The organism is Steroidobacter denitrificans (assembly GCF_001579945.1).
GTDB classification, from domain to species: Bacteria; Pseudomonadota; Gammaproteobacteria; order Steroidobacterales; family Steroidobacteraceae; genus Steroidobacter; species Steroidobacter denitrificans.
On record NZ_CP011971.1, the window covers coordinates 1,487,352 to 1,499,901 of the forward strand.

Consider the following 12,550-nt stretch of genomic DNA (forward strand, 5'->3'; position numbering starts at 1 on the left):
AAACATGCCCAAGTTGCTCGAGGAGATTCATCCCGGCGAGATCCTGCTGGAGGATTTCATGAAGCCCATGGGCGTCAGCGCTCGCCAGCTCGCGGCGGACATCGACGTCTCGCCGAGCCGGATCAGCGAGCTCGTGAACGGGCAGCGGCCCATCACGGCGGACACCGCGCTTCGGCTCGGGATCTTTTTCGGCATGGAGCCCAGGTTCTGGCTGAACCTGCAATCCGAGTACGACATGCGGGTCGCAGATCGGGAACTGCGCGCGAAGCTCGCGCCGAGGATCCGCGTCCTTCACCCGGTCGCCTCGTGACCGTCCGCGCTCGATACCGCGCCCGATCGAGAGGTGAGAGACGTCCTGCCCTCGCAACTGGGCGTCGCTGATCTTCACTGAACAGCAAATATCGCCATCTCGCCGAATGTCAGATGCCACGGTCACCATGGGCGCAGGCGGCGAGCGCGGCTTCGCCACGCCAACAGCAGCGATGTTGTCCTGGCAGCCCCGTGTTACCCGTGAAGGGCGTGTCGTGACGGTAAAAGAATCGCCTGAAAAGCTAGTGGCGACAACAGTTTATGCCGTTTGATGCCACCCCCTTCTCGATCCCGACTCAAGTGCCCCGACGGGCTGCGTCTTGCTGCGCGATCGCGTGCGGCGAAGCGATAGACCGCGATGGATTTCGAAAGCTGGCCACGGCGGACGCGCCGACTGTTCTCGATAGATATCGATCGATGGTGGAAGCTGCGCTCGGAGATCTCACTCGAAGTGGCGGTATATCTGACGGTAAAGCCAGCGCGGTGCGACGCGTTGGCCAAGCGAATCAACGGCTTGCAAGAGCTGTTGACGATCGAGTGGAATGACGAACTTTTCGCATTCGGATCCCATTTCCGGTTCTCGCACTCATTCAAGGGATCGGTTCGATTCGATGTGTCGGCGGCGTAGGTGGGCGGTTCGACAGTGGATGTCGGCGTCCCAGGCGCCGAACATCTAGGGTCACGATCAACGTAGCTTCACACGCCGAAATCTTCCCGGAAGCGATCAATCTGATGCATCCGCTCGTGCAGGATCGTTACGATGCCGATATCGCCGTTTGAGAGGCGGCGCCAGTAGACGAAGTGCTTTTCGTGCCGAAAGAAGTAGCCCTCGATGCCGAACTCGGCTGGGATGGGCTTGGATTTCGTCTTGCGGGTTTCGATGCCGTCGAATGCCTCGAACAAGCCGGTGATGTACTGGTTGGCCTGCCGAGTACTCCAGCGGTCCCTCGTGTAGCGGTAGATCTCATCCAGTCGGTACGAGGCCGACTCCTGGACTCGGACGTGAACGTTAGTCACGCCGTCAGGTCTGGTTGCGCGCGATGACCTCCGCCGCGGTCAATCGCTGATACGAGGATTCCGGGGCCGCATAGGCATGGGTCAGTTCGGCCTTCAGCCGCTCGAACGCTTCCTTCTCTTGGCGTTCCTTGTCGCGGCGAATCAGATCCCGCATGTATTCGCTGACGTTCTCGTAGGCGCCATGCTCACCGACGTTCGCAGCGACGAAGTCGCTGAGAGCGCCGCTGAGGCGAACCGTCATGGTCGTCGTGGTGGTTCGGGACATGACTCAATTCCTATTATCGTCTCGTATTCAATATAATTAAAGTTGAATACATAGGCAAGACCCGGCAGTTCCGCCGCCGTCTAGCGCTTCGCGGAGGATGCAGTGGCTCGCTGTGGAGCTACTTAAGCCAACTTGATATTCATGGGCTCTCATCTTTTTATAGTTGAATTACAGATATTTTACTAATATCTGTAATTCGGTTATATTGCGTTTATCTGATTTGCGGGTACTCACTGTGCGAGCGATGTCACATCCTCTGGTCACCGCCGGCCAACTTGGGTCGATGCTGCAGGCCGCGCGTAAGGCCCAAGGGCTGACCCAGTCGGCCCTGGCTAGCCGTATCGGCTTAAGCCAGTCGCGTGTCTCTCATCTCGAACTCAATGCCCACGAGCTGAGCGTGGAGCAACTCCTTGCATGGTGTGCAGCGCTGGGCTTGGAGTTGGCCGTGGGGACGCGGGCCAAGGCCGCAGTGTCGACGGCGACCACGGATTGGTGACATGGGGCGTCGATCGCACAGCCGCAGCCTGTCCATTTGGACCAACGGTCTTCGCGTGGGCCGATGGACGATTCCCGCTCGCGGCGAGGTGGAACTGCAGTACGATTCGGGCTGGATGGGGGCTGATATCGGCCGACCGCTGTCGTTATCGCTGCCGTTCAATCTGCAGAACCTGCCGGTCAAGGGTGAGAAGGTCGCCAATTACTTCGACAACCTGTTGCCGGACAGCGATGCGATCCGACGCCGCGTAGCCGAGCGATTCAGGACGGGCTCGACCGAGCCGTTCGACTTGCTGAAGGCCATCGGGCGCGATTGCGTCGGCGCAGTCCAGATCCTGGACGAGGATGAGGTGCCCAGCGACTTCGATCAAATCGAGGGCGTGCCTCTGTCCGAGGAAGACATCGAGCGGCATCTTATCGAAACCGTTTCGCCGCAGGCCTTCGCTGCGGGCCGAGATCCGGATGCGGACTTCCGCATCTCGCTGGCCGGTGCGCAGGAGAAGACGGCTTTCCTGTGGTGGGGCGGGCAATGGCTGGCGCCGCGTGGCGCCACACCGACGAGCCACATCTTCAAGCTTCCGCTCGGCTTGATGGGTGGGCGGCGGGCGGACTTCAGCACGTCCGTCGATAACGAATGGCTGTGCTTGCGGGTGCTGAAAGCCTACGGATTGCCCGTGGCCGATGCCAGCATCGCGACCTTCGGCCGGCAACGTGTGCTGGTGGTGGAGCGTTTCGACCGGCGCGCAGCACCCAATGGGCAATGGCTCATGCGTCTGCCACAGGAAGACTTTTGCCAGGTCGAGGGCTGCTCGCCATTGCGCAAGTATGAGAACGAGGGCGGTCCAGGGCTCAAGGCTCTGTTCGGCACGCTGCGGCAATCGGTAAACGCCGAGGCCGACATGAGGACGTTGATGGCGGCGCAGGTGCTGTTCTGGTTGCTGCGGGCGCCCGATGGCCATGCCAAGAATTTCAGCATCCAGCTTCTGGCACGCGGTCGTTTCCAGTTGACGCCGCTGTACGATGTGATGTCGGTGTACCCGGTGTTGGGCGATGGTCCCAACCAGTGGTCGCCGTATGGGATCAAGTTGGCGATGGCCTTGCTCGGCAAGAACCGGCACTACGAGATGCAAGATGTCCAGCGCAGGCACTTCAACAGCACGGCGCAGAAGGTTGGCTACGCATCGACCGCTGAGCCGATCATCGAAGAACTTCTGGCTCGTACTCCCGCGGCCATTGCCGAAGTGCAAGCCGAATTGCCACAGGGCTTCTCATCGCGTGTCTGCGATGCCATCCTGGGCGGGCTTGAGCAGGCGGCCAGAACACTTGGTGGGATGGCGCCGTAAGCAGGCGAAGAGCAGGGCGTTCCGGGGCAAGTTCGAGCACGAAGATGCAATCTGATCGACGATAAGGTCGAAGGTTCTTTCTGGAGACCTGCCTCGACCAGATCCGCTACAGGCGAGAGTTGCTCGATCCATCAGAACTCCAGCGTCGCAAGGAACTTTACGTGCGCGATGAGGAGAGTGCGGAGCGACCACCGAAGCGAAGCTTCACCGTGCCGCGCGAAGCGTTGCTTGCAGGAGAGCTGGAGCGCCGGCGCGTTCCGAAGTCGATCGACACGAGTGAGCGTACGGCGCGTCGCGTGATTTCCGCTCTGCTCGAAAAACGCCTGCTCACGTCGGGTTCGCACAAGGTGCCTTTGCGGCTGGGTTTCCCGATCGACGTCGTCGAGCACTGGTTTCCGAAGCTGTATCCGGCGACGTGATGGGCAAGGCCGGCGACTGGGAATTCACGAAGCGCTTCCGCCGCGGCGTTTTCGGATGGCGCGCGAGTCGGCTGGTCAGCGAACGCATTGCCGAGGCGCTGGCGGAAATCCTACTTCTCAGCCCTGCTGAAAATGGGGATTACTCCTCCTGCTTGTGCACCTCGCGTAGCGATACAATCCCGAGTGCCTTGAGTACATACTTCTCGTAGATGGGTGTTACCGAACCGGTCCGCACCTTATGCAAGAAGTATTTCTCGAAAGCGATCTTTGCCAGATGCACCCATTTGCCTTCTTTCGCCCACGTCACATTGCGAGGTGGAATCTGCGGCAAGGCGACGAACGCCGCGCCAGTGTCGCCGAAATCGGCCAGGCAGATCGCATTCCATGTTGCGCGCGCTTGCGCCGGCTTGTTAGCGAGTTCCGCGGCGATATTTTCACAGATTGCGCTCACCATCGACTCGATCATGTAACCTGTTTTGGGCGCACCGACTGGCACCGGGGTCGATTCGACAGGAGGGATGGCGACGCAGACGCCGGCGGCAAAAATATTTCGATATGCCTTGGCGCGCTGATACTCATCGATCAATACGAGTCCGCGCGGGTTACACAGATCTGGTACCGCCGCGACAGGATCTATGCCCTTGAAGGCCGGGATCACCATCGAGAACTTGATCGGCAACTCGTGTTCCTTGCGGACTTGACCGTCCTCATTCACCTCGGTCGCTTTCAGTTGGTTTGCCGAGGCTGCGAGGATTTTGGCGTTTGTTATCCATTTGATATCCCGTTTTCGCAGCTCAGACTCCATCAGGCCCTTGCTATCGCCCACGCCGCCGAGGCCCATATGACCGATATAGGGTTCGCTTGTGACGAAGGTCATCGGCACTCGGTCACGCACTTTACGCTTGCGTAGATCGGTGTCGAGAATCATTGCGAACTCATACGCGGGTCCGAAGCAACTGGCACCGGGTGTGGCGCCGATCACGACCGGTCCTGGGTCTGTCACGAAGTGTTGGTATGCCGTCCATGCGGCCATCGCATGAGCCTGTGTACAGACGGAGTGCGTGTGTCCGTCAGGACCGAGTCCCGGCACTTCCTCAAAGGCGAGCTTAGGGCCGGTAGCGATCACCAGATAATCGTAGCTGACCACCTGCCCGTTGTTGAGACTGAGCGTGTTCGTCGACGCATCGATCGATTGCACGAGCTGCGGTATCCATGCGATGCCTTTTTTATCCATGGGCGATCGCAAGTCCACGCGCACATTGTCGGGCTTTCGCCAACCCACGGCGATCCAGGGGTTCGACGGGGTGAACTCGAAGTACGGTGAACTGCCGATCAATGTGACGCGATGTTTCTTGCTGAGCTTCTTGCGCAGTTCAAGCGCCGCCGGAACTCCACCGATACCAGCACCCATGACGATTACATGTGCCATCGTTGCCTCCAGCAGCTCAAAGTTGCGTCAACTTCACAGGCGTTCCGAGATTTCGGATACTGCCGAACATATGTGGATCCACGGCGCGCATTGCGCGAACGCCGAGCTGAATTGGATGCCACCTATTACAGCGCCTCTAAGATTCGCTCCAGCCTGGCTCGTACTTCGCGTGCAACAGGTTCGACATCGGCCCGTTGGACAAGAGCGAGCACCGCAATGGGATCCATGAATTCAACATGAACCTGTTGCTTCTCATCCTGGCGCACGAGGACATTGCACGGTAGCAGCAGCCCGATCGAGGGTTCCAAGGCGATTGCCCGATCGGCCAGGGTCGGATTACACGCCCCGAGAATTCGATATGGGGATATATCTTTGCCCAGCTTCTTCTTGAAAGTCGCTGCGACATCGATATCCGTCAAAACACCGAATCCCTCGTTCCGCAAGAGCTGTGTGACGCGCTCAATGGCCTGATCGAACGGGAGTCCGACAACCTTTCCAAATCCATAGGTAATATTCACGACGCAGGTCCGGCGGATCCGGAAATTCCGGACCGGAACAACATATGCGTCCCGCCGGGAAATTCATCGAACGACCATGGCACGGGTAGCCGCGACTCACCGCTGAAGGGCAGGGCCGTGGTTGGAGGGCAGTCTAACAAAGTGATCTCCGCATTGTAGATCGAGTGAGTGCCGTAGCGGCGTGGCAACGTCCTACACATCCTGCTCTCCGCAACTCAAATCCAGAGGGTGCATCCCGTGAACTCTCGCAGCAATAGGTACTTCGCCGGGTAAGAGCCTCGGTATGGGAGGCTGCGGTATGCGCTAGAGCCGCTGTGTTCGCTTACCTCGAGACGTTTTATAATCCAATCCGCTTACACTCCAGCATCGGTTATCGGCCGCCCAATGGGTTTGGGGCGATACTCAGGAAGGTTGCATAGCCAGCCTCGGTTGAGGTCCGGAATTTGGAAGGAATACCTCTGCGAATGATTCGGTACGAATGATTCGGTGGGATCGAGTATTCTCCGCTCCATCCGCGACGTCAGTATATGCCGAGCGAAATCGCAGCGTCGAAAAATTACGTCATAACGAGGCAATCATGCATAAGGTCAAGATCCCCTTCCTGGCTGCCGTCATGGTCACGGCTGCCTTGCTGACGAGTACGCTGGCGGCCGCGCAACAGCCCGACGGCTACATCGCCGGCGAGAAATGGCGCATGAAGATGTCGATGTCCATGGAGGGCTTCTCCATGCCTGCCATGACCAGCGAGGTCTGCACCCCGCTCGACAAGGGTGCAGATGAGCCGTCGGTCCCGGTGGATGGCAACTGCCAAGTGTCGAACTATAAGCGCTCAGGCAACACCGAGAGTTTTCGCATGGTGTGCGGGGGACCCAATCCCATGGAAGGTACCATGGAGATCACTCGCGACGGGCCAGATCAGTATCGTGGCAAGATGATCGCAAAGAGCAAGGATGGCGAAATGACGATGCACTACGAGGGCACAAGATTACCTGGTTCGTGTGATGCCGCCGAAGTCACTCGCGCCGCGAACAAGGCAATCGCACAGCAGGAAGCGCAGATCGCCAAGGCGCAGGCCGAAATCTGCAAGAATGCCAGACAGAGCGTTGTCTTTGGCGCCGGCGCGTTCAGCGGTACGAATCCGCAATGCACCAATGCCGCGGACAAGCAGGCTTTCTGCACCGCGGCGCGCAGCTACGACGGCTTTGGCCAGCTGCTTTACACGGATCAGGAATACGCCAGACTCGGGTCGGAGCAGCGTCTCGCCACCAGCGCCGCCGCCGCTTGCGGCTTCGATGCCGTCGCTCACAGAAGTCAGCTTTGCAGCGGAGCGCAGGGTGCCGGTCAATGGGGTTTTCTTGCGCGCAACTGCTCCGAGCTGGCCGATGTGCTCGCAAGCCGTGAGTGCGCCGGACGCGCGTTCACCGGCGCCGATTCAGTCGCTCCGGAGTTCCGCGATTTCTGCAGCGCCTATGCACTGGGTAGCAATGCACCACCGCCGGGCATCGATACGGCCGGCGGTGTCGGTCCGGCCGGTCAGCCCGCCGGCTCTGTTGATCCCCAGGACGGCGAAGGTTCGCAATCCGTCAGCGAAAAAGCCAAGGAAAGCGTCAAGGAATCCTTGAACAAGCTGCGCGGTATCCTCAGGCGCTGACCTGTTGCACGGCCATCGTGCAGCACGCCGACACCAGGCCTCGTGCCGCCGGAAATTTCATCCTGTTTATGGTGGCGGCTGGCTTACTGGTGCTCGGTAGCAGGGTAGCAGCGGCCGAGCCACTCGACCCATGGCCTCGCGTCGCCTCCGCCTACCTCGTCGTGGCTGATGGCGAACTGCTGTGGGCACGCAACGCGGATGCTATCCGCCCGCCGGCCTCTCTCGCCAAGCTGATGACCGCGCTGGTGCTGCTCGCGCACGACTGGGATCCGGATGCCACGATCATCACCAGCCGCACCGCCGCTGGCATCGAGGGTTCGCGCCTGGGTTTACGTGCGGGCGAGCGATTGCGCGCCGGTGATGCCTTTACGGCCTTACTGGTGCGTTCGGCCAACGATGCCTGCGTGGCGCTGGCAGAGCATATGGCTGGGTCGCTGGCGGCCTTTGCCGCCCTGATGAATGCCAGAGCAGCCGCGATGGGATTGCAGGAGTCGCACTTCGTGCATCCCTGCGGCCTGGATGCACCCGGGCAGGGCAGTTCGGCTCGTGACTTGCTGCAGGTCGCCGCAGAGGCCATGCAATTGTCTGAAGTGGCGCGCGCGGTAGCGCTCACGGATGCCGTTGTCACGACCCTCGACGGGCGACGCCTGTTCATGCATACGGGCAACCATCTGCTGGGCCGCACTCGCGGTGTAGAAGGCATCAAGAGCGGCTACACCGGCAAGGCCGGCAAATGCCTCATCGCGCTGGCGCACCGCGACGGACATGCGGTGTGGCTGGTGATGCTGAATGCGCCCGAGCGCTGGTTCACAGCCCAGGGCATGATCGATGCAGCCTTTGCAAGAGTTGCCGATCGCGAGGGCAGGGGGGAATGAACCTTGCGGGGCTGAACGCCGCGCGATATTGGCTTTCGCTTGCGCTGGCAGCCGCAACCCTCTCTCTCTACCTGCCCAGCCTGGCTGCAGATTTTCAGTTTGATGATTATCTCGTCATCGTCCGCGACACGCGCGTACAGTCGTTCACTGCGTGGCTTGTCTCGATGCCCGGCATGCGCCCCCTGCTCAAGCTCAGCTATGCGCTGGGGCATGAGTTTGGTCACGGCCCGCGGGGGTTTCGCCTGGTGAACATCCTCGTACATGGCGCGAACGCCTGCCTGGTGTTGCGCCTGTTCGAACGGGCTTCACTACGGCACGGTCTCGCTCCGGCTGCCGCTCTGGGTGTGGCTGCGGCGACGGCGTTGTTGTTTGCCTTCCATCCGGTACAGACCGAAGCTGTCACCTATATTTCAGGGCGCTCCAGCAGCCTCTCGGCGCTTGCCTGCCTGGCCGCGTTGTCGGCATGGCTACGAGCCGTGGAAAACCCGTCCTCTGGGCAGGGCATGCGCTGGTGGGCGGCATTGTTTTTCGTATTTGCACTGGCGGTGAAGGAGTCCTCGCTGGTTCTGCCGGTGATACTGCTGTGCTGGTGGCTCGCGCAGCCCAACCCTCCGGCCGCGCGTGTGGCGTGGCGGGCGTCGACACCCATGCTCGCACTGTGCCTTGCCGGCACTGCCGTGCTGTTTGCTCTGCCGGCCTTTCGGCAGCTCGTGCTGGATGCTCTGTCACGCCGCTCGCTGTGGCAGAACCTGTTGCTACAGGCAGAAGCCATTCCTTATCTCGCCGGGCAACTGCTGGCGCTCGGCAGCATGAACCCCGATCCGGATCTACCCATGCCTTCCGGATTGACACCGAGCATCGCATTGCGGCTTGCCCTGCTGCTGCTGCTCGTGGGCGGCGCCGTCGCGTTTCGCAGGCGATATCCAGCGTTTGCGTTTGCCACGCTGTGGTTCTTTGCTTGGTTGTTGCCTACACACTCGCTGTTGCCACGCGAGGATCCGGTGAATGATCGCCAGCTTTATCTTGCAATGGCGGGGCCGGTGTGGTTTGTAATATTCTCGAGCTGGTACATCATCGACCGGTGGCGTACACGAGTATCTGCATGTTGCTCCATATCCTCCACCGTGGCGGCAATGCTTGTGCTTGCCATCGTCGCTGCAGTGCTTGCTGCTGCCACATACACTCATAATCGCGCATACGCCACGGAAACGAGCTTCTGGGAGGACGTGGCCGCTAAATCCCCGCACAAGCCGCGTGTGCTGAACAACCTCGGTTATGCTTACGCATTGGCGTGCCGCGACGGCGAAGCCGCGACGATGTTCGAACGTGTCATTGCGCTGGATCCGGGAAACACCCTGGCACAGGTCAACCTTGATCTGCTGCGCAAGGGCCTGTTGCGAGGCCGTCAGGCCGTGCCGTGCCCGCCTTCGGGTGTCGGGCCGCCGCCAGAGTCAGGATCCGACGCTAGGCATCAGCGCGGATAACCGTCAACTTCCGCTCAAGAGGCTTATGAAGATGTTTACGATAAAGCGCGCAAAGATGTGACGCCTGAGGGCGTTTTGCATACCTGTAACATCTGTCAGACTCACCGGTCATGCATACGGTAGAGATCGTCCTGCTGGTGCTCCTGCTCGGAGCCGTGACCGGGATCGCGGCGCGCTACCTGCGCGCCATTCCGCTGCCGTTGATTCAGATCGGGCTCGGTGCGCTGCTGTCTTGGCCGCAGGACGGCCTGCACATCGCCTTCGATCCAGAGTTGTTTCTGGCGCTGTTCATCCCGCCGTTGCTGTTTGCCGACGGCTGGCGCATCCCCAAACGCGATTTTTTCGCCCTGCAGGCGCCGATCCTGCGCCTGGCGCTGGGGCTGGTACTGTTCACGGTGCTCGGTCTGGGTACGCTGATCCACTGGATCATTCCTGGGATCCCGTTGGGCGTGGCCTTCGCGCTGGCTGCCGTGGTGTCGCCCACCGACGCGGTGGCGGTATCGGCGATCACGCGCAATTTGGGCATGCCGGCGCGCACCATGCACATGCTGCAGGGCGAATCACTGCTGAACGACGCCTCCGGCCTGGTGGCATTGAAGTTCGCGGTGGCCGTGACCCTGACCGGCACCTTCTCCTGGACCGCAGCGGCACAGGAATTCTTGTGGCTGGCGCTCGGCGGTCTGGGGGTGGGCGTGTTGCTGGGCAAAGGTTTCGCCGTGGCGCGCGAGACGGTCACGCGCCGTGTCGGCGACGTCGCTGCCACGCAGATGGTGCTATTGATGGTGCTATTGCCGTTTGCGGCCTACCTGCTGTCCGAGTATATCGGCGTTTCAGGTATCCTGGCCGCAGTGGCTGCTGGTTTCACGACCAGTTACGCCGATCTGCGCCGCAGCAGCTTCATCACCGAACGCATCCAGTCCGAAGGCGTATGGACGGTGATGGAAACAGCTTTCAATGGCGCGGCGTTTCTGCTGCTGGGTCTGCAGCTGCCCTCGATCCTCGGACGCACGCTGGAGGCGGCCGGTGGACAATGGTGGCTGCCGATCGGCCAGGCGCTGGCGATCAGCGGCGGTCTGCTGGGATTGCGTTGGATCTGGCTTTCGCTTGGCGTGCGCAGCAGCCTGTGGCGGGTGCACGAACGCGGACACATGCCTGAGCGGCCCTCGCCATTGCTGACTCTGGCCGCGACGCTGGCTGGCATCCGCGGCGCCGTCACGCTGGCTGGCGCGCTGTCGGTGCCGTTGCTGATGTCCGATGGCACACTTTTCCCGGCGCGCGACCAACTGATCTATCTGGCCACCGGCACGATTCTGTGCACGCTGGTCATCGGTAGCATCGGTCTGCCGCTGGCACTGCGCCGCCTGCCGCCGGCCGGCGAGCCGCTATCGGCACGCGAGGATCGTGAGGCCAGACTTGCAGCCTGCCGGGCGGTGATCGAATTTCTGGCCCGACCCCCGCCGGATGCCCCAGCTGGCGATCCTGCCTGGCGCGTGCAGCATCAGGAGGCGGCAGGGCTATTGACGCAGGATTATCGCAAACGCATCGACATGCTCGATGCTCCGAAAGTGGCGCAGACGCCGGAGGCACAGGCTGAATCGGCTGCGGTGGCATACCAGCGCCGCCAGCGCTACCTGCTCGAGATGGAGTTGCGCCTGGATTCACTGCGTATCGAGCGTGAGACGCTGTATGCTGAACGTCAGGCCCACCGTATCAACGATGACACGCTGCGGGCGCTGGTCGCTGAGCTCGACCTGTCCGAGGTATCGCTGCGCAAGCGCCTGGTAGTCGCGCGCCGCGCGCTCGGTCTGCCGGTGGATGAGCCCGGTCACTGAGTGAGGATAAAGGCAGTTGATGCTATGGATCTTTCCAACAAGACGGTCGTCGTGACCGGCGCCGGCCGCGGCATCGGCCGGGCTATTTCGCTAGAACTCGCCCGGCATGGCGCAAATATCGCGCTGTTCGATCTGAATACGGCTGATGTCGAGGCAACGCACGCACAATGCGAGCGTGAGTCCGTGCGGGTGCGCGATTATTGCGTGAACGTTGCAATGGAGGATGAGGTGAGCGGTGCGATGGCGAAAGTCGTCGCTGATTTCGGCCGGCTGGATGGCCTGGTGAATAATGCGGGCATCGTCAAAGACAGCCTGCTGGTAAAAGTAAAGGATGGCGTGGTGACGAGTCGCATGTCGCTTGATCAATGGAATGCCGTTATCAGCGTGAACCTAGGTGGCGCATTCCTGTGTGCGCGTGAAGCGGCGGTACATATGATCGAGGGAGGCAATGGAGGTGTAATCGTCAATATTTCCAGCATCTCGCGTACCGGCAATGCGGGCCAGACGAACTATAGTGCGGCCAAGGCCGGTATCGAATCGATGGGTGTAGTGTGGGCGAAGGAGCTGGCGCGCTATGGAATTCGCGTCGGCTCGATTGCACCCGGTTTCACGCGCACGGAGATCCTTGCATCTATGCGTCCTGAAGTGCTGGAGAAGCTCACGGCACCCGTACCGTTGCGGCGCCTCGGACAGCCGGAAGAAATTGCCCATGCTGTACGGTTTATTTTCGAGAATGATTTTTTCACCGGCCGCTGTCTGGACATCGATGGCGGTCTGCGCCTCTGAGGGAATAGTCGCAGTTTTTGTAACTTGCCGGTCTTGACAGAACACGAGAAATTCGGTGGTACGCAGGAGGGGCAGGCAGCGAGCTGGCAGTCTTGCGCCGATGCCCGACATGGATGGCAATGGCCGG

General features: G+C 60.8%; 13 protein-coding genes. 9 read left to right on the top strand and 4 right to left on the bottom strand.

Features of this window, described 5'->3' with window-relative positions; translation table 11 throughout:
- Positions 1 to 4 precede the first annotated feature (4 nt).
- Positions 5 to 310 (top strand): HigA family addiction module antitoxin, encoded by a 306-nt coding sequence (locus tag ACG33_RS06675; RefSeq protein WP_066919767.1) that lies wholly within the window; start codon positions 5 to 7, stop codon positions 308 to 310.
- A gap of 695 nt (positions 311 to 1,005) precedes the next feature.
- Here the strand turns inward: ACG33_RS06675 and ACG33_RS06685 are convergent.
- Together ACG33_RS06685 and ACG33_RS06690 are read right to left on the bottom strand one after the other, a co-directional pair.
- Entirely contained in the window at positions 1,006 to 1,326 is a 321-nt protein-coding gene (locus tag ACG33_RS06685) for a type II toxin-antitoxin system RelE/ParE family toxin (protein WP_066919771.1), read from the bottom strand.
- Positions 1,327 to 1,330: 4 nt separating this feature from the next.
- Positions 1,331 to 1,591, bottom strand: coding sequence for a ribbon-helix-helix domain-containing protein (locus tag ACG33_RS06690; protein WP_066919773.1), 261 nt, complete (start codon positions 1,589 to 1,591; stop codon positions 1,331 to 1,333).
- A gap of 244 nt (positions 1,592 to 1,835) precedes the next feature.
- Here ACG33_RS06690 and ACG33_RS06695 point away from each other — a divergent pair, with 244 nt between their 5' ends.
- The 3 genes from ACG33_RS06695 to ACG33_RS06705 all read left to right on the top strand — a co-directional run bounded on the left by ACG33_RS06695 (position 1,836) and on the right by ACG33_RS06705 (position 3,848).
- Positions 1,836 to 2,087 carry a helix-turn-helix domain-containing protein gene (locus tag ACG33_RS06695; protein WP_066919775.1) on the top strand — a complete coding sequence of 84 codons (252 nt, stop codon included), beginning with the start codon at positions 1,836 to 1,838 and terminating at the stop codon, positions 2,085 to 2,087.
- Between the two features lies 1 nt (position 2,088).
- Positions 2,089 to 3,429, top strand: a complete 1,341-nt coding sequence (locus tag ACG33_RS06700) for a type II toxin-antitoxin system HipA family toxin (RefSeq protein ID WP_066919777.1) — start codon at positions 2,089 to 2,091, stop codon at positions 3,427 to 3,429.
- A 119-nt stretch (positions 3,430 to 3,548) separates the two neighbouring features.
- Positions 3,549 to 3,848: a hypothetical protein gene (locus ACG33_RS06705; protein WP_066919780.1), complete on the top strand. Its 300-nt coding sequence runs from the start codon at positions 3,549 to 3,551 to the stop codon at positions 3,846 to 3,848.
- Positions 3,849 to 3,987: 139 nt separating this feature from the next.
- Here ACG33_RS06705 and ACG33_RS06710 read toward each other — a convergent pair whose 3' ends face one another.
- The gene (locus tag ACG33_RS06710) at positions 3,988 to 5,277 is read right to left on the bottom strand and encodes an NAD(P)/FAD-dependent oxidoreductase (protein WP_066919782.1); all 1,290 of its coding nucleotides are present in this window, start codon (positions 5,275 to 5,277) and stop codon (positions 3,988 to 3,990) included.
- Between the two features lie 125 nt (positions 5,278 to 5,402).
- The gene (locus ACG33_RS06715) at positions 5,403 to 5,795 is read right to left on the bottom strand and encodes a DUF302 domain-containing protein (protein WP_083536516.1); all 393 of its coding nucleotides are present in this window, start codon (positions 5,793 to 5,795) and stop codon (positions 5,403 to 5,405) included.
- A 577-nt stretch (positions 5,796 to 6,372) separates the two neighbouring features.
- Between ACG33_RS06715 and ACG33_RS06720 the strand changes: the two genes are divergently transcribed.
- From ACG33_RS06720 to ACG33_RS06740, 5 genes are all read left to right on the top strand, one after another.
- Positions 6,373 to 7,446, top strand: a complete 1,074-nt coding sequence (locus tag ACG33_RS06720; protein WP_168160034.1) for a DUF3617 domain-containing protein — start codon at positions 6,373 to 6,375, stop codon at positions 7,444 to 7,446.
- A 161-nt stretch (positions 7,447 to 7,607) separates the two neighbouring features.
- Positions 7,608 to 8,321: a D-alanyl-D-alanine carboxypeptidase family protein gene (locus tag ACG33_RS06725; RefSeq protein WP_168160035.1), complete on the top strand. Its 714-nt coding sequence runs from the start codon at positions 7,608 to 7,610 to the stop codon at positions 8,319 to 8,321.
- Entirely contained in the window at positions 8,318 to 9,805 is a 1,488-nt protein-coding gene (locus ACG33_RS06730; RefSeq protein WP_066919790.1) for a tetratricopeptide repeat protein, read from the top strand. The genes ACG33_RS06725 and ACG33_RS06730 overlap by 4 nt, the downstream gene beginning before the upstream one ends.
- Before the next feature lie 110 nt (positions 9,806 to 9,915).
- Positions 9,916 to 11,637, top strand: a complete 1,722-nt coding sequence (locus ACG33_RS06735) for a Na+/H+ antiporter (protein ID WP_066919792.1) — start codon at positions 9,916 to 9,918, stop codon at positions 11,635 to 11,637.
- A 24-nt stretch (positions 11,638 to 11,661) separates the two neighbouring features.
- Complete coding sequence (locus tag ACG33_RS06740) at positions 11,662 to 12,423, top strand: SDR family oxidoreductase (protein WP_066919794.1); 762 nt, start codon at positions 11,662 to 11,664, stop codon at positions 12,421 to 12,423.
- Positions 12,424 to 12,550: the final 127 nt, after the last annotated feature.

Excerpts from the sequence above, each read along its gene's own strand:
- ACG33_RS06740 (WP_066919794.1), top strand. The coding sequence starts at position 11,662 with ATGGATCTTTCCAACAAGACGGTCGTCGTGACCGGCGCCGGCCGCGGC.
- ACG33_RS06695 (WP_066919775.1), top strand. The coding sequence starts at position 1,836 with ATGTCACATCCTCTGGTCACCGCCGGCCAACTTGGGTCGATGCTGCAG.
- ACG33_RS06735 (WP_066919792.1), top strand. The coding sequence starts at position 9,916 with ATGCATACGGTAGAGATCGTCCTGCTGGTGCTCCTGCTCGGAGCCGTG.
- ACG33_RS06675 (WP_066919767.1), top strand. The coding sequence starts at position 5 with ATGCCCAAGTTGCTCGAGGAGATTCATCCCGGCGAGATCCTGCTGGAG.
- ACG33_RS06690 (WP_066919773.1), bottom strand. The coding sequence starts at position 1,591 with ATGTCCCGAACCACCACGACGACCATGACGGTTCGCCTCAGCGGCGCT.
- ACG33_RS06700 (WP_066919777.1), top strand. The coding sequence starts at position 2,089 with ATGGGGCGTCGATCGCACAGCCGCAGCCTGTCCATTTGGACCAACGGT.
- ACG33_RS06710 (WP_066919782.1), bottom strand. The coding sequence starts at position 5,277 with ATGGCACATGTAATCGTCATGGGTGCTGGTATCGGTGGAGTTCCGGCG.
- ACG33_RS06730 (WP_066919790.1), top strand. The coding sequence starts at position 8,318 with ATGAACCTTGCGGGGCTGAACGCCGCGCGATATTGGCTTTCGCTTGCG.
- ACG33_RS06720 (WP_168160034.1), top strand. The coding sequence starts at position 6,373 with ATGCATAAGGTCAAGATCCCCTTCCTGGCTGCCGTCATGGTCACGGCT.